This is a genomic window from Methanomicrobium sp., assembly GCF_055145805.1.
Window position 1 is genome coordinate 32822 of sequence record NZ_JBSREC010000121.1, and the last position, 19218, is coordinate 52039.

The 19218-nt window shown below is 41.4% G+C and carries 18 protein-coding genes and 1 tRNA gene; 5 read left to right on the forward strand and 14 right to left on the reverse strand.

Going from position 1 to position 19218, the window contains the following annotated elements; all coding sequences use genetic code 11:
- Positions 1-4: 4 nt before the first annotated feature.
- Positions 5-77: transfer RNA gene (locus ACTB1O_RS11230), tRNA-Gln, on the reverse strand.
- Positions 78-249: 172 nt separating this feature from the next.
- Entirely contained in the window at positions 250-1005 is a 756-nt protein-coding gene (locus ACTB1O_RS11235) for a hypothetical protein (protein ID WP_462995226.1), read from the reverse strand.
- 115 nt (positions 1006-1120) lie between these two features.
- Here ACTB1O_RS11235 and ACTB1O_RS11240 point away from each other — a divergent pair, with 115 nt between their 5' ends.
- The 3 genes from ACTB1O_RS11240 (at position 1121) to ACTB1O_RS11250 (ending at position 4049) form a co-directional block, all read left to right on the forward strand.
- Positions 1121-2005: an alpha/beta fold hydrolase gene (locus tag ACTB1O_RS11240; protein WP_462995227.1), complete on the forward strand. Its 885-nt coding sequence runs from the start codon at positions 1121-1123 to the stop codon at positions 2003-2005.
- A gap of 139 nt (positions 2006-2144) precedes the next feature.
- Positions 2145-2993 carry an alpha/beta fold hydrolase gene (locus tag ACTB1O_RS11245; RefSeq protein ID WP_462995228.1) on the forward strand — a complete coding sequence of 283 codons (849 nt, stop codon included), beginning with the start codon at positions 2145-2147 and terminating at the stop codon, positions 2991-2993.
- A 144-nt stretch (positions 2994-3137) separates the two neighbouring features.
- Positions 3138-4049: a restriction endonuclease gene (locus ACTB1O_RS11250; protein WP_462995229.1), complete on the forward strand. Its 912-nt coding sequence runs from the start codon at positions 3138-3140 to the stop codon at positions 4047-4049.
- Between the two features lie 116 nt (positions 4050-4165).
- Here the strand turns inward: ACTB1O_RS11250 and ACTB1O_RS11255 are convergent, their stop codons facing one another.
- The 3 genes from ACTB1O_RS11255 to ACTB1O_RS11265 all read right to left on the reverse strand — a co-directional run bounded on the left by ACTB1O_RS11255 (position 4166) and on the right by ACTB1O_RS11265 (position 7382).
- Complete coding sequence (locus tag ACTB1O_RS11255; RefSeq protein ID WP_462995230.1) at positions 4166-5665, reverse strand: MFS transporter; 1500 nt, start codon at positions 5663-5665, stop codon at positions 4166-4168.
- 130 nt (positions 5666-5795) lie between these two features.
- Entirely contained in the window at positions 5796-6344 is a 549-nt protein-coding gene (locus ACTB1O_RS11260; RefSeq protein WP_462995231.1) for a DUF7504 family protein, read from the reverse strand.
- 12 nt (positions 6345-6356) lie between these two features.
- Positions 6357-7382 carry a PAS domain-containing protein gene (locus ACTB1O_RS11265; RefSeq protein WP_462995232.1) on the reverse strand — a complete coding sequence of 342 codons (1026 nt, stop codon included), beginning with the start codon at positions 7380-7382 and terminating at the stop codon, positions 6357-6359.
- A 207-nt stretch (positions 7383-7589) separates the two neighbouring features.
- Between ACTB1O_RS11265 and ACTB1O_RS11270 the strand changes: the two genes are divergently transcribed.
- A complete protein-coding gene (locus ACTB1O_RS11270; protein WP_462995233.1) occupies positions 7590-8864 on the forward strand; it encodes a HEAT repeat domain-containing protein in 1275 nt (424 codons plus the stop codon).
- A gap of 5 nt (positions 8865-8869) precedes the next feature.
- Here ACTB1O_RS11270 and ACTB1O_RS11275 read toward each other — a convergent pair whose 3' ends face one another.
- The 9 genes from ACTB1O_RS11275 to ppsA form a co-directional block, all read right to left on the reverse strand.
- Entirely contained in the window at positions 8870-10048 is a 1179-nt protein-coding gene (locus ACTB1O_RS11275; protein ID WP_462995234.1) for an MFS transporter, read from the reverse strand.
- Between the two features lie 9 nt (positions 10049-10057).
- Positions 10058-10657 carry an METTL5 family protein gene (locus tag ACTB1O_RS11280; RefSeq protein WP_462995235.1) on the reverse strand — a complete coding sequence of 200 codons (600 nt, stop codon included), beginning with the start codon at positions 10655-10657 and terminating at the stop codon, positions 10058-10060.
- Between the two features lie 270 nt (positions 10658-10927).
- Positions 10928-11623 (reverse strand): 2'-5' RNA ligase family protein, encoded by a 696-nt coding sequence (locus ACTB1O_RS11285; RefSeq protein WP_462995236.1) that lies wholly within the window; start codon positions 11621-11623, stop codon positions 10928-10930.
- 53 nt (positions 11624-11676) lie between these two features.
- Entirely contained in the window at positions 11677-12042 is a 366-nt protein-coding gene (locus ACTB1O_RS11290) for an NUDIX domain-containing protein (RefSeq protein WP_462995237.1), read from the reverse strand.
- A 12-nt stretch (positions 12043-12054) separates the two neighbouring features.
- Positions 12055-12228 (reverse strand): hypothetical protein, encoded by a 174-nt coding sequence (locus tag ACTB1O_RS11295; RefSeq protein WP_462995238.1) that lies wholly within the window; start codon positions 12226-12228, stop codon positions 12055-12057.
- 174 nt (positions 12229-12402) lie between these two features.
- Positions 12403-13350, reverse strand: a complete 948-nt coding sequence (gene dph2, locus ACTB1O_RS11300) for a diphthamide biosynthesis enzyme Dph2 (RefSeq protein ID WP_462995239.1) — start codon at positions 13348-13350, stop codon at positions 12403-12405.
- Positions 13328-13879, reverse strand: a complete 552-nt coding sequence (gene hpt / locus ACTB1O_RS11305; RefSeq protein WP_462995240.1) for a hypoxanthine/guanine phosphoribosyltransferase — start codon at positions 13877-13879, stop codon at positions 13328-13330. Before hpt ends, dph2 begins: the two co-directional genes overlap by 23 nt.
- A 5-nt stretch (positions 13880-13884) precedes the next feature.
- Positions 13885-14976: a tyrosine decarboxylase MfnA gene (gene mfnA, locus ACTB1O_RS11310; RefSeq protein WP_462995241.1), complete on the reverse strand. Its 1092-nt coding sequence runs from the start codon at positions 14974-14976 to the stop codon at positions 13885-13887.
- Between the two features lie 21 nt (positions 14977-14997).
- Complete coding sequence (gene ppsA, locus ACTB1O_RS11315; protein ID WP_462995242.1) at positions 14998-17265, reverse strand: phosphoenolpyruvate synthase; 2268 nt, start codon at positions 17263-17265, stop codon at positions 14998-15000.
- A 195-nt stretch (positions 17266-17460) separates the two neighbouring features.
- Between ppsA and serA the strand changes: the two genes are divergently transcribed.
- On the forward strand, positions 17461-19047 hold the full coding sequence (serA, locus tag ACTB1O_RS11320) for a phosphoglycerate dehydrogenase (RefSeq protein ID WP_462995243.1): 1587 nt from the start codon (positions 17461-17463) through the stop codon (positions 19045-19047).
- Positions 19048-19218: the final 171 nt, after the last annotated feature.

The following is a 19218-nucleotide window of genomic DNA, read 5'->3' on the forward strand; positions in this document are numbered from 1 at the left end:
AGTATACCCCCGGGCGGATTCGAACCGCCGTAACCAGCTCCAAAGGCTGGTATGATTGACCGCTACACCACGGGGGTTTTGTAATAATCTGGTTTGATAAACAAATTTCCTAAAAGAAATTCTTTTACTTAATTTGGTGCTGAAGATATTAAAATTAACATCCATCAGCTTTTCCTGACTTAGCGGGAACACAGGTTTTTTTTTATTTAATATCCGATGATGATAAAAACCACTATAAAACTTATCCGGTTATAAATTATTTTTCTGGCAGTATTCGTTCAGGTAACACTTATCGCATCCGGAGAAGTCACCCTTGCAATATTCCCTGCCAATTTCCCGAATAAGGGATTGTGCAATCCCCGGATAATCGGGATAAATGTTTCTGGCGGCCTCGATTATCTGCTGATTTGATGCATTTTTCGGAACCATTCCTGTTCGTTTGAATACTTTTCCAATCTGTGAATCAACCGAGATATCTATTTCATTAACACCTTTTAATGGCACTTTAAATTCCCTTACAAGAATATTGGCAGCCATTGTGGAGATCTTCTGACCCACTCCGGGAAAATTCGCAAATCGTTTGATTACCAGTTTACAATCCGGTTCAGCCAGATGCCATATTTCTGATGCATCATCCTTATATTCGGAATGAATTCTTCTGATTGCCTTATGAAAATAACCGGCCATCTTTTCGTTAAATTTGTGCAAATGCTTCTCAGCAAAAACTGAATTGATATCATCCAGATTTAAGGCCAGAAAATTTTCAAATTCCGGGCCTCCACACTCCTTTGATATGATATACGGGATATTCCATGCCTGTTCTGCCGTAATCTGACGGTCCATGACACAGCCGAGAACGAAAAAGTGGGGATAATTTTTGATATCATTTAAAAGGGCGTCAGATTTCGGGATGCCTGTAAAAGCAACAGTTTCACGGGGTTTGTCATGCAGCTCTTTTGCCTTATTGAATAAGATATTTTTTATTGTCTGTTCCGGTGCTGACATTGGATAATTTCTTTTCATCTGATTGTATAAATCAGGTTGTTTCATCCAAATTCTTTCGAAAATTATGAATGATTTTTTTATTATTAATGTGAAAAGATAGACCAGGGAGATATTTATGAACAAAATAATGATTACAGCGTTTACTGTGATGCTTTCGCTCTGTTTTGTGTTCACATGCGGCTGCATCACATCACCCGGAACAACAGGATCAACTGCACAACCGGCAGATACGGCAGTTCCTGCAATCTCATATGATGACACACCTGTTCATTACATCGATGTAAACGGAGTTACTCTCAGCTATCGGGAATTCGGGACAGAAAACACAGAACCTCTCCTCATGATCATGGGATTCGGTCAGACGATGGATCAGTGGGATACCACGTTTATCGGCATTCTTTCAAAGAATTACCATGTTTATATGTATGATCACCGCGGGATGGGGAAGAGTACTGATGTTGATGCACAGTATTCTCTCCGGCAATTATCTGACGATGCGGCAGGTCTTATTACGTCACTGGAATATGACAGCATGAACATTTACGGTGTTTCAATGGGATCATCCGTGTCCCAGAATCTTTTAATTGACCACCCGGAAATGGTTAGAAAGGCGATACTTTCTTCTGCCGCATACAGCGCCTCAATTCCTGCAACAGAGAAACTGCACAGTCAGCTAACAGAAAGTGCCCAAAATCCTGATACTCCCGAAGGTGTGAGGAAGGAGGCTGTTGCAAACCTTGAATGGGGGGGCTGCTATGACAATCTTTCCGGCATTAAAAACGATGTAATGTTAATTACAGGAACAGCGGACGACTTAACGCCGCAGTCGGTAGCGGTTGAGATTGCCGGACAGATTGACGGTTCATGGCTCATAAGATTTAAGGGCCTTCCGCATGCAGGCTCATTCTATACACCTGTTGAGTACGGGACAATTACAACGACATTTCTGGAGATGAATGAATCTCCTGGAGATATTTTTTCAATATTATGGGCTCTTTAGATAATTAATTCACATTTTTTCAGGCTTATCTGATGTCTGGTTATATTATTATGCATCCTTTTTTTCGCTAAAAAACAGGAAATAAAGAATAAATGGGATTAAACCAATTAAGAACCTGAAGAAAATCCTGGAGATAATTATGAAAAAAACAGCAATTACGGGAATTTCAGTCCTGATTTTAATCTGCATTGCTTTAACATGCGGATGCACAGCAACTCCTGCATCATCTGAAAACGCAGGAGCCGCGGCTGTTCCTGCAATCTCATATGAAGATACTCCTGTTCAGTATAAGACTGTAAACGGAGTCAGTCTTGCATACCGTGAATTCGGAACAGAAAACACAGAACCCATACTCATGCTCATCGGGTTCGGTGGGACAATGAAATCGTGGAATACCACGTTTGTCGGTCTTCTCTCTGAAGATTATCACGTCTATGTTTTTGATTACCGCGACATGGGTGAGAGTTTTAAAACGGATTCAAATTTTACAATATACCAGCTTTCCGATGATGCGGCAGGACTGGTTGAAGCGCTTGGCTACGACAGCATGAATACCTATAGCGGCTCGATGGGATCAACAGTCGCACAACAGCTTTTAATCTCACACCCAAAAAAGGTAAGAAAGGCTGTTTTGTCATCAGCGACATACAGCGTTTTAATTCCGGAGACAAAAATACTGCACAGTCTTATTGAGAGCGAATTAACAGATCCTGCCTCTTCCGAAGGCGTTGTAAAAGAGGCAAATGCAAACCTGAATTATCCGGGATGCTATGATAATCTTTCATCAATAGAGAATGATGTAATGCTCATTACCGGAACTGCGGATTTTATAACGCCACAATCTGTAGCAGTTCAGATTGCAGGTCAGATAAACGGTTCATGGCTTGTAAGGTTCAAAGGTATTCTTCACATGGGTTCAAACTATGCACCTTATGAATACGCTGAAATTACAAAGACATTTCTGGAGATGGATGAATCTCCTGTTTGACTTTTTTTATAATGATTAACTATTCAAATCATTCTTTTTGTCCCACTTCATTTGATTAAAAGCTGAAAGGGCAGTGAAAGTTAAAACCGACAATTTCCAAAATTTTATTTTAATGTAAATTATATTAAAAAATAAGGAGAGAATATGCCCATTCCCGATTATCAAACATTAATGCTCCCTGTCCTGAAGTGCGTTTCGGATGGACAGGAACACGCCTCAAAAGAATTGCGTCAGAAAATATCTAAAACTTTACAGCTCTCTGATGAGGATCTGGCAGAAAGGCTCCCAAGTGGCATCCAGTCAACCTTTGATAACCGGGTCGGATGGGCGACGACGTATCTGAAGAAATCCGGTCTGCTCACAAGTCCAAAACGTGGTGTCATTCTGATCACTGATCGTGGCAGAGATGTCCTGCGACAGAATCCTGAAAGGATAGATACCAAATTCCTTGAACAGTTCAAAGAATATCAGGATTTCAAGGTACTTCGTCGTGATAAATCCGGGACCGATAGAAGTAATGATGTCTCTTCAGCTGAACTGACACCGGAGGAGATCCTTGAAAACAGCTATCATGACCTTCGTTCCCAGCTTGCCGATGAGATTTTAGAGCGTGTCATGCAGTGTTCACCTGAATTTTTTGAGAATCTTGTTGTGGATCTGCTTGTTGCAATGGGCTATGGCGGGTCAAGGAGTGATGCAGGAAAAGCGGTTGGTAAAAGCGGCGATGATGGAATTGACGGGATTATCAAGGAAGACCGGTTGGGCCTGGATGTAGTGAATATTCAGGCGAAAAGATGGCAGAATACAGTAGGCAGGCCTGAAATACAGGCATTTGTAGGAAGTCTTGCAGGGAACCGGGCAAAGAAAGGTGTCTTCATCACAACTTCTAAATTCTCCAAAGAAGCAGATGATTATGTCCGGAGAATTGAGCAGAAAGTAGTGCTCATCGGCGGTGAACAACTTGCTCAGCTGATGATAGATTATGATATCGGTGTATCTAAAGAAGCACAGTATGTCGTAAAAAAGATTGATTTTGACTATTTTGAAAGTAATTAGCTTTTTTTAATATTTTTTTTATTTGTTTAATTTGATCCCCTTTCTGTGAGAAAGTTAAAGGAGAATATTAGCCGACTTTATTTAACTCTATAAATTCCTAAAAAAGGTTAAAAAAATCAAATCATCCCGACAACAACCTCATCTTCATCACTCTTCTCAAGATAATCCGGGTGAATCTCCTGCCTTGCAAAAAGTGCCAGAATCAGGATTACAATTCCGATGATAAATGCCGCTGTGAATGCGAGATCAAATCCGGAAGATAAGACATCCATCTTTATATTGACAGGCGCCTCCTGTGTAACACCCCTGTGTACTGCAATCGAATTCATGCCCTCAATAAATATCAGGTTAAATATTGCAATACCAATCGTCATCGGTGCGAATCTTTCAAGTCCGGTTAAACTTGAGACCATTCCCTGATATCCCTTACCGACAGAATTTAAGATCATATTTGAGACCGGCGTGGCCATGAGTCCGAGTCCGAATCCTATCACAAGCAGGCATACTATCACAAACGCTGTTGTTGTATCGGCATGCAGAAATGTAATCATGAGATATCCTGCTGTAAGTATAATTCCGGCAGCGATGCAAAGAGGCCTTCCTCCTGCTCTGTTATAGAGTGAGCCTGCAATAAGCCCTGCTATCATCATGGCAACAGAAAGAGACGTTAATATCAGACCTGCATCCGATGTGCCAAACCCTTTTACATATTCCAGATAGAACGGGAGAAGATAGTTGATTCCTGCAAAACTCAGATAAAGAAGTGCCAGTATCAGATTTGTATAGATGAAATTTCTGTTCTTAAACAGTCTGATTTCAAGAAGTGGATCAGACGACTTCAGTTCATTCCAGACGAAATACGCAAGAGATGCAATTGCAATCGCAAATGAAACAAGTATCGGTGTGGATGTCCATCCGAGCGTCTGGCCCTCTGATACTGCAAAGAGAAGTGTTGCTAGACCTGTAAAAATAAGCATTGCGCCGGATTTGTCAAACCCTGAGAGATTCTTTTTATCAGCCGCAACTGTAGAGGGAATTACCTTAAATCCTATTATCAGTGCAATAATACCTACAGGCACATTGATGTAGAATATCCAGTTCCAGGATATAAACTGGGTTAAAATACCTCCGATTGTCGGTCCGATTGCTGTACCGAGTGCTGCAATCGTCATAATTATGCCCATCGCCTTTCCCTTCTGACTCATCGGAATATAGCCCGTAATCATGGCAGGGCCTATTGCGGTAATCATTGCACCGCCCACTCCCTGAAATATCCTTGACCCGATAAGAGACGGGAATGAGTTTAGAATATCGGGCAGAAAACCGCAGGCAAACGAACCTGCTGTGAATACAATAAAGCCTGAAAGGAATATTTTTTTAAAACCGATACTGTCTGATATCTTTCCGAATATTAAAACACAGCCTGCCATTACCAGGAGATATGCGGTTGCAACCCAGCTGACAGTACTGGATGAAATATTAAAAGACTGTGATATCGTCGGAAGAGCAATATTAACGATTGTCCCGTCAAGGGCAGACATAAAAGTTGCCAGCGATATGGCAAGAATCAGCAGGCTGTAACTCTGACCTGATGATTTTTGAGGGATTATTTCCATTATTTATTAATTGCGGGCTTTTTTTTAAATAAATATCTTAATGTCCTTTTTTTCCGGATAAACTGATTTAAAACTTTTTTTATGATTTTAGTCACGCCGGTTAAAAAAAGTATTGCGAAAATATTTGTCTTTATTTATCAGGCTCTATTATTTCATCCACAAAAGAGCTCATTTGTGAAAGAAGCATGGGGTCAAGTCCGCCGTCAACCGCCAGAAGAACACCACTATTTTCTCTCTGTCTTAGTTTTGATGCTATAAAATGCATAAACTGTGATATTTTCACAGACGGAAGATAGATAAGCATAGTGCTGACCGAGTCTAGCAGAACAAGAATTTTTTTGTCGTTAAGTCTTTTTAACATTTCTGTAATTGCAATGCCAAGTCCTGTAAGATCAGAAGGATTTTTGGTATACATATGATGTTCATCTGAAACAGGGTCTGTTCCCATCGAATACCTTGTAATGGCATCGATAAAATATACACTTTCCATGTTTATTCCGTTCTTTTTGTAAAGTTTTTCAAGAATTGATACCGGAAAATTAGCTGTGACCAGTATTGTCACATATCCTGAATCCTGAGCTTCTTTTAGTATTTTTGTATTGCTCTCCCTGATTTTCGCCGGGTCTGACAGATAAAGGACAATCAGTGGCTCGCCTTCGTTTTTAAGTGAAAAATCCATGATTTTAAGCTCCTATCTTTTCAAAAAATCAGCATATGCATCAGGTATTGCTTTCTGCTTGTCCACAACCGCAATATTAAGCTCTTTTATGTTCTCAAGAATTTTATCTGCATTGGTTATCTGAATATTCAGAAGCATTTCTGCGTCTTCATTGGTTATTTCCTTTGATTTCAAAAGATTTTTGATATCCTCCATATTGTTTCTTATAATTTCAACAGGTCTGTTAAGCCTTAAGGCGCTCTCTGTTACAAATGACAAAAGTTCACGTTCTGTTTTTCTCTCCTTTGAGAGGTCATGGCCCATAAAGGATATTCCGTTGATTATTCCTCTTTCGTCATACATGGGCTGGACATTTATTGAGATCTCTGCCTCATCCCCGTTTTTTAAGAGAAGTGCGGATTCAAACCTCTCAAAAGTCTCTCCACTGATGAGTTTTTTCATTATTTCTTCGTAATCCTCTTTTTTATTCTCTGGAAAGAGAATACGGATATCTTTTCCTATAATTTCATCCCCGGAATATCCGAAAAGTTGTTTGGCACCATAATTCCAGTATTTAACAATTCCATCAGTTTTGATGCCGACTATTGCATCACATGAGTTCTCGACTATCTCTGCAAGATTTGTTCTGTCTGCGTTTAAACTGACTATTTCGTTTATGTCTGTTATGAAATGGATAGCGCCGATAACATCCCCTTTGTCATTAATAAGAGGGTCAATTTTCACCATGTACCATTTGTCCATAAAAAGCTGATAGCTCTCTCTTTTGTGTGAATCCATTGATTTGACGAAGGGACATCCTTCAATAAAATGGCTGAGTTTATGCACGAGTTCATAACAGTGTCTGCCTAAAATGTCACCTGATGGCATTTCAAGGAATTTTTCAGTGGCACTGTTGCAGTAGAGTATTTCTCCCTCATTTGAAAGAATAAATATTGGCTCTGCCATTGAATCATATATCATCCGCCACATTCTGTCAGGATATTCTGACTGTTTTTTTGTCCACTCCCTTAGTTCATCGGCATTTATTTTGTTTTCCATTTTAATTAACCCCCTAATTTCAGATTTCTCAGATGATTCTAATGTAATTCTTATTATAGAAAATCTTATGTGTTTAGATGGAATCAAAGGACAGGGATATATAATCTGCTAAAAAAAGAAATCTATCTGGAAAAAGTATAAAATTGATGCAATTAAATCTCTCATAATAAGAGATTAAAGGAAAAGGATGTTGTTTTGCGAAAAATTTTGAATATTAAGGATACAAATTTTGTAAAGGCATATATTCTGATTGCATATATCATTCTGGTTGTTATTCTGGCAGTATATGCATTTTCTCCCTTCAGCGGAGAGGTAGGCTATATACTTGCAAGACTCACACCTCATCTTGTTTATATCCCTCTTGTCTTAACAGCTCTCTGGTATCCCAAGCAGAAATTAGCCCATATTTTCATATTTCTCTTAATCTTTGCTCTTTTTCTCTCCGGATATGTTATCGGAGGGTGGAATCCGGATCTGATCTTTACAATATTCACGTCTTTTATCTATCTCTGGGTATATTTCGCAATCCTTCTGATACCTTCATGGGATTCCGGTGAAGGTGGCATAAAAACAGGCAGGAGGCCATCTTTAAGCAGAAAGAAGATTTCGGCCGGTATATCAAAAGTACTTAAAAAGAAGTCCTCTGAAAGCGTAGCAAAAAACCAGGGTGCCGGGAAATGTGCAGAACCATTCTCTCCTGCTCCGGTTCCTGAATACAGGCAGGTGCCTGTTGAACAGATTTTGCCACTGATTGAATCATTCCGGATAATGGACAATGATGTTTTGTCAAACACATTCCGTGCGATAGAGGCTATAGGGAGTCCAGCCGAACCTCATCTTATCAATGCGTTAAAAAGTCCGCATCTTCCTGTCAGGGAAAATTCCGCAAGAATGCTTGGTATAATGGAATCCACTGATTCCATATGCTTTCTTATTGAGTCAATGGATGACAGTTCAAAGAGGGTGCATAATGCGAGTATTCAGGCGCTGGCAAAGATAGGCGAACCTGCCATTGCTCCCCTTATTGAGGCTCTCAGTGACGGGAGGGCAGATATCCGTGCCGGGAGTTGTGCGGCACTGAGGATTATCGGGGTTAAAGGTGCAATCTCCGGCATAAAACCTCTTCTTTCTGATGAGAATCATTATGTCAGAAAAGAGGCGGCAAAATCACTTGGACGGCTTGGTGATGATACGGTTGCAGGAGATTTGTGTTTAGCTTTAAATGACGAATCACGTGGTGTCCGTCTGGCAGCTGTTGCGGCGCTTGGAAGAATCGGTACGCCCGAATCTGTTGATTCTCTTTTCAGCCTCTTAAAGACCGAGAAGGACTGTCAGGTAAGAGAGAGAATAATTGAATCTCTGGGACTGATAGGGGGGGAATCTGCAATAGTCGCGATAAAATATGCAACACTGGATTCTGACCCTGAGATCAGAAGTCTTGCAAAAGATTATCTTTTTGGACTTAATTGTCCTGTAGAGTAATCTTCTTATTTTTCAATTTTTAATGAACGTTGTTTCCAGGGGTACGGGACAAAGAAGAAGAGTACTAATGATATCATAATCGGAATTATCAGAAGGGATAACGCCCCGATTACAGATGTCATATCAGCAATGTATCCTGTGACTGCAACCCCGAGTCCTCCGGCGCCTACCGCAAGACCGAGCATAAGACCGGATACTGTGCCTGTCCCTTTCGGTGCAAGCTCGTGTGACATTGCGATTGTAACCGAAAATGTCGACCACAGGAAGTATCCGAATACAATCAGGGCAATTATTGAGATATAACCTCTGGTCCCGATAAACAGAATGAAAGGCGGAATTGATGCAATCAGACCGAATAAGGTGTATTCTTTTCTCCCGTATTTATCTGAGAGTATTGCACCAATTACCTGTCCCAAAACGCCTGCAATAAGCATGACAGATGTCAGGACATTTGCAATGAGGAGGGAAAATCCCTGTTCACTGAGAAATGTGGGAAGGTAGGCTATTGATGCAAAGATAACCCATGACCTAAATCCTGACGCGATTACAAGAAGTGATATCGGAAAGTAAGGGAATCTGACTCCGTTTGGATCTTCGGATTTAATTACATTCTTCTTCTCATTTCTGTTGAAATTCTTTGGAAGAACCTTATAGAGGACTGCTGCCATTATCAGGCCGGGGATAAACAGAAGTGCAAGGCCGTGCAATCCGTAAAATCCTACTGCAACTCCCACCAGAAGAGGGCCTATTGCAAACCCGAGGTTTCCTCCGACGACAAAAATGGATGTCAGTTTTCCTCTCTGTGCCCCGTGTGCAAGTCTGCTTACAAGGCCGAGTGCACTCGGGTGAAAGAAGGCATGGCCGAGTGCCGCACCGATTCCAAACAACAGAATCATATTGTAATCCTGCTGGACAAATCCGACAAAGGACATGAAAAAGGCGCAGAACAGGATTGATACAGGTATAGGGATACTGATGTTTTTGTTGTCATACAGCCATCCGATGAAAGGCTGGGTGAAGGACGATGTAAGATTATATACTGTTACCAGAAGTCCTGCAAGAAAGTATGAATAACCGTTCTGGAGGATTAAAAGCGGCAGAATTGCCGGAAGAACCGGCGAATATATATCGTTTACAAGATGGGACGCTGAAAGTCCTAAAATTGAGCGGGTATTATCCTCCATTTATATCACCTATAACTTTTCCATTCTGAGTATTTCAACCCGGATATCGACACATTCCTTTGTGTGGTGGGCAAATGTATGTTTAAGCGGCAGATCGCATGCGATAGCATCGGTTATCTCCGCCTTATCCTTAATATACGGCCTGATAAATCCTATTGAGCGTTTGTTGAATATTCCATATACGACATCTCCGCATCCAAGTGCCGCGTCAATAAAAGGCCGGTCGGCATGAACATTCTGGGCGCCGAATGGCGGATTCATGATAACAGTGTCAAATTCAGGGCATTCAAATGTTTTTATGTCAGACACCTCAAAATCGACATCAACCCTGAGTTTTGATGCGTTCTTTTCCGCAATTTCTATTGCTTTTTGGTCAATGTCAACTCCGAGAACATATTCCGCACCCAAAAGTGCGGCACCGCAGGAGAGAACACCTGTGCCGCATCCGGGGTCAAAGACTCTCATGCCTTCAATATCGCCTTTGAGCATTGCATTATAGAGAAATCTTGCGGCAATGACTGCCGGGGTTTTGTACTGTTCAAGAAAGGCACTGGGTTTTTCAAAACTTTCCAGACCTTCAAGCTTTATTTCAAGGGTTCTTAGTTTCAAAAATATACCTCAGATAATCTCATCAATTGTGTAATCTTCCCAGTCCCGAATCCCGCAGACTATCTCAAACTCTGAGGGGGAGAGCATGGGAGCAGGGAAAATTTCATGATGCCCATTTTCACATCAATATCTTATTAAATGGTATTTTAATTGATGTCTAATATTTGCCTTTTAAATGATTATTTATTTTGTTATCTTTCTGTTAATATTCTATGTATTCATCCGTTAGCCTGAGAAAAATATTTGTTTTGTGGGATTCTGATAATTATATCAATGGATTTTCATAAGCCTGTAATTTCTTAGACTTTTTTTCCAACTATTTGAATTTAGAGCCTCTGTTCTTCCGAGCCATTTTTTTGTTGTGAGGTCATATTCTCTGTGAATTTTGGAGCTTTTAAGAATCGTTATTCTTAAAGCGTCAGTTTTAAGATATAGTGGCCTGGTAACAGGTTTTTTAGCTCTCCTGTTAAGTTTTTTTCTGCAAAAAAGTCTGCAAAATTTTTCAAAGATGTTTAGATCCATTCCGATGAATCCGGCTATATCAAGATACTGATAATGATTGAGTTTGTGGGCAAGTGTTATATGAGCCCAAAATCCTCCTCTTTTATCAAAACTATTTTCAGGATCACACACCCTGTTGAGTTCAATTTTCAGTTCATTCCAGAAACTTTGAAATTTTGGAGAAATCTCAATTTTATATGCAATGACTCTCCCTCTGCTATTTTGCTTTGAATTCCATCCGTTAATTGAATAAGGCAGGTAATCAAGTTCTCCTGATAATTTCTTGATAATACTATAAACTTCATGTATAGAATGACCTCTTTTCATACGAAACGGCCCATATATTGTAAGATGAGGTACTCTTAGAGTGTTATTTGGATAGGCCATTCTTACAGGTTTTGTGTTCTTATAGACATTCCATTTAATATTTCCAAGCCTTAATTCAATAAAATATGGGTAATTCATTAAGAAACTCTCTTAATTTTAAATTATCACCTGTTTTCAGGAATCCGGAAATCTCAATAATGTTGCTTTTCCTTTGTTGCGTAATATTTGTCGATTATTTTCTTGGTATTTGATGAAACTCTTGTATTATTTCCTGGTTTGTAATATGCGATTCTTTTAATCTCGTTTCTGGCTTTGGGTGTACCTTTAACCTTCATAAAAAATACCTTAGCTTTCATGAACTTAAAGAGATATTTCACTTCTATAGGATAAAGTCCGGTTTCTTCCCTGAGTTCTCTGATTGCAGACTGTATTTGCAATTCATATGGGTGAGCACCCCCTCCGGGAAGCAGATATCCTCCTCCATGTGAAACAACCAGAATGCCGTTTCTGGTCTCAATAATGGCTGTTCCTCTCCGCCGATTGTATGCACTGTTCATAGTGAATCGTTCCTAATGGGATTTCCGCGATGACATTCCGATAACAATTAATGTCATGAATATTCCAAATGCAAAGCCAAATGAAGTATTTAATGGAGACTGGTTTGTTAAAAAATTAAAAATTCCATATCCAAAACCTGCTGCGGCAAAAAAACTCTCAATTAGAACCCAGCTGAATTTGTTCATGTGATTTTTTTTATATAATAGCTATAAATTCTTTTTGGAAAGAAGTAATTTTTTTTATAGAAAGTGGTGTTGGCAAACCCTTAAAAAATATCTAATTTCCAGCAAAAAATTAAAAAGTGAGCATTTACTGTTTGCATGTCCAATTTTGAGATAAAAAAGATGTTTTTGAGATAATCAGATTATCTCATCAATTGTGTAATCTTCCCAGTCCCTAATCCCGCAGACTATCTCAAACTCTGAGGGGGAGAGCATGGGAGCAGGGTATCTTGCCTGATCATCGTATGCAAGCCTCGGGCATGCCGTATTTACATATGCATCAAAACCGAGGTTTAGGAGTGAATCAGGAGTAACCTCGCTGAGATATACAATATATGCCTTGTCAGTTAAGGAACAGAGCTTCATGGCAAGCTCTTCTCTTTTCTGTCCTGATTTTTTGCTTACAATAATTCCAATCCTTTCAGCTTCTTTTGCTTTCTCAATCTTTGCAAATCTTTGCCTGAGAAGACGTGACGGGTCAATAACTTCTGCTTTTTTCATGTACGGGTCGAATGCAACAACCCGCATGCCGGTTGCAAGCGCAATTCCAAGCGGGTGGAAAACTCCTGTTCCTATGAATAATATCTCATCACATCCGGTGTTTTTTGCGGCCTCAAAACTGCATCCGAGAACCTGACCTTTATATGGTGTTCTTGAACTTCCCTCTCTTATTACGCACTCAATTCCTTTATCTAAAAGATATGCCGCGATTTTTTCAAGTTCGTGAACATGCTGGATTGTTGTTACAAGACCTATTTTTTCATCCCTTATTGTATCCAAAACATTTTCAAGTGAATTTACATCAATATCCTGTCTTATGAACTCATAAAGGACGCCTTTTGTATCATCGACAGGTGCATGCCCGTAGTGTATCAGAATATCGGCATCTTTCAGAAGTGTCAGGTCAAGGTCGCATGCACCCCAGCAGGGATCACCTGAAATAATAACCTGATATCCCCTTTTTTTTAGTTCATCCGAAAAAAGGTAAGCCTCTCTTTTGAGTCCTTCGGGAAACTGGAGTGCAACTTTTTTTGCACCTGAATCCAGAAGCCTTAAAAAAATATCAGAATTTTTTATTTTTAACATTTACGCCCGATTCCGAGACTTCAATCTCAACAAGATACTTGTAATCGCGTCCGATATCGCACTCTCCCCTTTTGATTACGACAAGGACATCAGCAACTTCTGCACCTTTATTCTCAAGGCCTTTAAGGATAGCTTTCATTGTGCCGCCGGTTGAGAAAACATCGTCTATTACGACTACTTTGTCACCTTTCTCAATGCTGTTTAAGTAAAGCTCGCCCTTTGAATATCCTGTTGTCTGGTGAAGTGCAATCTCTCCGGGAAGCTGGTATTCCCTTTTTCTTATGATTGTTAAGGGAAGATCTGTCATCAGTGATAATGCAACGCCGATGTGAATTCCCATCGCTTCTGCAACGACTATCTTGTTTACACCCTTAAGGTCCAGTGCTCTTAACATTAATACGGCAACCTCTCTTAGAAGGGCCGGCTCAACAATCGGGACGCCGTCTGAGATCGGGTGAATGAAGTAGTTGTATTCGCCTCTTTTTACAATCGGGCAGGTTTCCAGTGAATGTACAAGTTCGTTAAACATAATTTTCACATATTTCCAATAGCTGTTAAAAATTCTTCAATTACTGATTCTGTTATATGCGGCATGCATACTGTTCTCATATGTCCGGCACGTGTCCTTGAGACCTGCCACTCTTTTGGTGTCTCATCGCATATGAAGGATGCAACATTTACAGACGGGTATGTGGCAACAGGGTATCCAAGCTCTTTCATACCGGAGATTAATTTCTTTGTGTTATCCATGCAGGTTTTAACAATTTTTGAAAGTCCGTCCTCTCCGAGATATTCAAGAACAGCAAATGCAGCGGCAACCGACCCTCCGGGTCTTGTACCGCAGAGTGTGCATTCTTTTTTGACTGTCAGATAGGGGGTATCAACCTCGGTTGATCTGAATACTGAATCATCACGGACAAGCAGGCATCCTGCAGGAATTGTTGACATTCCCATCTTGTGCGGGTCTACCGACATGCTTGAGACACCGGGGAGTTTAAAGTCAAAATCCGGAGAATTTTCTATGAAAGGAAGAACGAGTCCCCCAAACGCGGCATCAACATGAAGGAATATTTCCCTGTCGCATGCAAGGTCTGAAAGTTGTGATATAGGATCAACAACACCGTATTCTGTTGTTCCCGCAACACCGACAAGACATACTGTGTTTTTATCGATATAGTCCTCAATCTTCTCTGCGTCCATCCGGAATTTGTCATCCGAGGGAACAGAACGAAGTTCAAGGGAGAGTATCTCGCAGGCTTTTTCAAAGGAGAAATGGGCTGATTCCGGCACAACAATATTTGGATTTTCTGACCCTCCCATCTCTCTTGCAATCCTTAATGCCTGAATATTTGACTCTGTTCCTCCTGATGTCGAATATCCACCCGCATCTTTGTGGCCGAGAAGAGAACCAATTCTCTCAACAAGCATTGTCTCTATTGATGCAGTGCCGATGAAAAGTCCCGGGTCGCCTAAATTTGTCTCTATAAACATATTGTGGGCACGAACTGCAACCGGATGCGGAATTGTGCACATCGAACTTAAGACCTTATCGTAGGCTCTGTCGTTTTTTCTTACTGAAGAGAGAAAAGAGAAGAGTTCTTCTTCAGAACAACCCTTTTTTTGCATGATTTTTAGGATAACTTTTGTTTATTTTCTTGCGGCATCAAGAATAATCTTAGTCTCTGTTCTTGCCGCTGTCTCACGGATCTTTTGGACTGCGTCGATGTTTGCGGAGACGCTTGTGATTCCTGTCTCAACAAGCCATTTTACCATCTCGGGATCAGAACCGGCCTGACCGCATATTGAGCATTCGACACCGCCTTTGCGGCAGCGTTTTATTGCATATTTGATGAGTTTTAAAACGGCAGGGTGCTTCGGGTTGTACATGTCTGCAACATTCTGGTTGTTTCTGTCAATTGCAAGTGTGTACTGAATCAGATCGTTTGTTCCGAATGATGCAAAGTCAATTCCGGCATCAATAAAGTCGTCGATCATTATTGCACTGCTTGGGATCTCAACCATAATTCCAAGAGTTCTGTTATCGACATCAACACCGAACTCTTTCATCATCGCTTTTGCAGCAATGAACTCATCGGAGTGGCCGACAAGCGGGAACATAATTCCAAGATTGTCGTATCCCTCGTCCCAGAGTTTTTTGAATGCCTCAACCTGAAGTGCAAACTGGTCGCGGCTCTGAAGGTCACGGCGTATTCCTCTCCATCCGAGCATAGGGTTGTGCTCTTCAGGCTCTTCTTCGCCGCCTTTCATATTTCTGAACTCATCAGTCGGTGCATCAAGGGTTCTTACCCAGACAGGCTTCCCGTTGAACTCGTCCATTACGGTTTTTATGCCGGAGTAGAGCTCATTTATGAACTCGTCCTCTCTTTTGTTTCTGATATACCAGCCTGGTGTCTTTCCGAGTCCGAGGATTAAGTGTTCAATTCTTAAAAGACCCACTCCGTCAGCACCTGTTGCTGCAGCACGCTTTGCGGCTTCGGGGAGTGAAACATTGACTTTAATGCTTGTCGCGGTAATAATCGGTGCACCTGCCGCTACTACCTGCACAGCCTGTGCCGAAGCATCTGCTGTCTTTGCAACATTTCCTTCAAAGACGATTCCTTTTTCACCGTCTACTGTGACAATCTGTCCGTTTTTGAGGATCTTTGTGGCCTTCTTTGTCCCGACAGCTGCAGGTGTTCCGAGTTCCCTGCTTACAATTGCCGCATGGCATGTCATTCCGCCTTCATCTGTTATGATTGCGGCTGCCTTTCTCATTGCAGGCACCATGTCGGGGTTGGTCATCTTTGCGACCATAATGTCGCCTTCCTTTACCTTTGCAAGATCTTTTACAGAGTTTACAATAACAACAGCACCGGTTGCAATACCCGGTGATGCTCCCTGCCCTTCAAGAAGAATAATTCCGCCACTTTCCATCTTTGCCCCTCCTTTTGAGGAACTCTCGGTTATTGTTGTTATCGGACGCGACTGGAGAATGTAGAGTGTTTCGCCTACAATTCCCCATTCAACATCCTGTGGATTTTCATAATGGTCTTCTGCAATTTTTGCGTATTTTGCCAGTTTTGCTATCTCTTCGTCAGAGAGAACACAGGCATCCTGTCTCTTCTTTGAAACAAGGACTTCCTTTGTTCCCTTATTGCCGTCAGGCAGTATTTCCACCAGTTTATTTGCGATATAGCGGTCAACGATGCGGTTTGCATTCTGATCAAAGACATAGTTGTCAGGAGATACAATACCGGAAACAACAGCTTCTCCGAGTCCCCATGATGCTTCAATTATTGTTGTGGACTCTCCTGTGACAGGATGTGAGGAGAACATAACACCTGCTTTTTCGGAGTAAACAAGTTTCTGGACGACAACGGCAATGTCAACGCTGCTGTCATCAAAGCCCTGTTTTGCACGGTAATAAATGGCACGTGCCCCATAAAGTGAAGCCCAGCATTTCTGTATTGCTTCAAAGAGATCTTTTTCTCCCTTGATATTCAGGAAAGTCTCCTGCTGTCCTGCAAAACTTGCATCCGGAAGGTCTTCTGCTGTCGCGCTTGAGCGGACTGCGACAACAACGTCTTTTCCCATTTTGGTATATGCGTCGGTAATGCTCTTTTTGAGTGTATCCTGCATTTTAGCACTCATTACAAGCTTAATTACTTCCTGTGCGGTCGCTTCAAGTGTTTCTGCATCCTCAACGTCAAGACCTTCAAGTTTTTTGAAGAGTTCGGTCTCTATACCGCTTTTAATTAAAAAACGGCGGAATGCCTGTGCAGTTACAACAAATGCCGGAGGTACAGGAAGTCCGACTGATGTCATTTCACCAAGTGAGGCTCCTTTTCCTCCAACTGACGGAATATCCTCTTTTTTTATTTCTGCAAGCCACAGTATGTCTGGCATATTACTCATGATAAAAAACCACCTGTCGTATAGGTTGTGTAATATCTATTACTATAAGGCTAAATTATGTTTGCCAAAAGAATGCGTTCAACCTTTTTTCGGGTCCCGGCTTTTTGGCAGCCAAATCCGGTTGCGGCACAAAACCTCCCGGGGCATAAAAACAATCAATATACTGTATGTGCAAATAAATACGGGGACTTTTAAGTGAGCTATAAAGTGCTTGTAAGCGACCCTCTTGCAGAAGAGGGAGTGGATATACTTCGCGATTTTTGTGAAGTCGATGTAAAGACCGGATTATCAGAGGATGAGCTCGTCAAAATAATAGGTGAATATGACGGCCTTCTCGTAAGATCCGGTACACAGGTAACGGAAAAGGTAATAGATGCAGCAGAAAAACTCAAATTTGTCGGCCGTGCTGGTGCAGGTGTGGACAATATTGATCTGGATGCTGCAACAAAGCGCGGAATAATTGTTGCAAACGCGCCGGCAGGAAACACCCTTGCGGCATGTGAGCACACCCTTGCAATGATGGCATCTCTTGCACGAAATATTCCGGAAGCTACAGCGTCTGTAAAAAGAGGCGAGTGGAAACGCTCGGCATTTATGGGTGTTGAATTAAACGAGAAGGTTCTTGGAATCGTAGGTTTCGGCAGAATCGGACAGGAGCTTGCAAAACGTGCAAACGCCCTTGAGATGAAGGTCGTCGCATATGATCCTTATATCAACGTGGAAAGGGCAAAAGAGCTCGGTGTTGAGGTAATGACACTGGAGCAGCTGTTCCCTGTTGCAGACTTCATTACAGTCCACACACCTCTGATCAAGGAGACAAAACACCTTGTAAACAAGGATACAATTGCAACGATGAAGACCGGCGTACGCTTAATTAACTGTGCACGTGGTGGTATAATAGACGAAGAGGCATTGTATGACGCAATTGTCGCAGGAAAGGTAGCAGGTGCGGCACTTGATGTATATGAGGAAGAGCCCCCTTCGAATTCAAAGATAATTACACTTGATCAGGTAGTCGCAACACCGCACCTTGGCGCATCTACTGTTGAGGCACAGCAGAATGTTGCGGTATCAGTTGCAAAGCAGTGCATTGAGGTATTAAAAGGCGGATCAGCAAAGTTTGTTGTAAATGCACCGATGGTTCCTCCTGACCAGCAGGAAAGAATTGAGCCATACGCAATTCTTGCGCAGAAGATGGGAAAACTTCTGATACAGCTTGTTGAAGGAAGAATTGAGTCGGTTGATATTGAGTACGGCGGAAAGGCGGCAGACTTTGGAAGGAGCACCAGGTATGTCTCACGTCTTGCACTGAAGGGCATTTTGGATCCTATTCTCCAGACACCTGTAAATCTTGTAAATGCCGACTTCGTTGCAAAAGAGCGTGGAATTAAGGTTTCAGAGACTCTCGCAAAGGAATCTTTGGGCTTTACCAATCTGATTACAATAACAATCAAAACAGATTTAATGACAGAAACTGTCAGCGGCAATGTCTCATCGCCCGGGAAGTCAAGAATTGTAAAGATTGGCGAATACATGACAGATATGACACCTGGCGGCAATGTAATAATCTCGCGGCATCAGGATGTCCCCGGAGTAATCGGCAAATTTGCAACAATTACAGGACAGCACAATATTAACATTGCAGGTATGCAGGTTGGAAGGAACAATCCGGGAGAAGAGGCTATAATGGTATTAAATGTTGACTCTCCTGTCCCCCAGGATGCTGTTGATGAAATGATAAAGATTGAAGGCGTATTTACTGCAAAATACGCCCACATATAATTCAGTAAAGATTGTTCTCCGGCATTTTATGCCATAGAGATCCCTGTTTTATTTTTTACCGGAAAATTTGGAATATTGCCTGAATCTGAATAATTCTCGGGTATTCTTTATTTAGCCCTAATAAGAGACTGTTTTTCTGCATAAAGCAGGGGGTGATAGTTTATGAAAGAA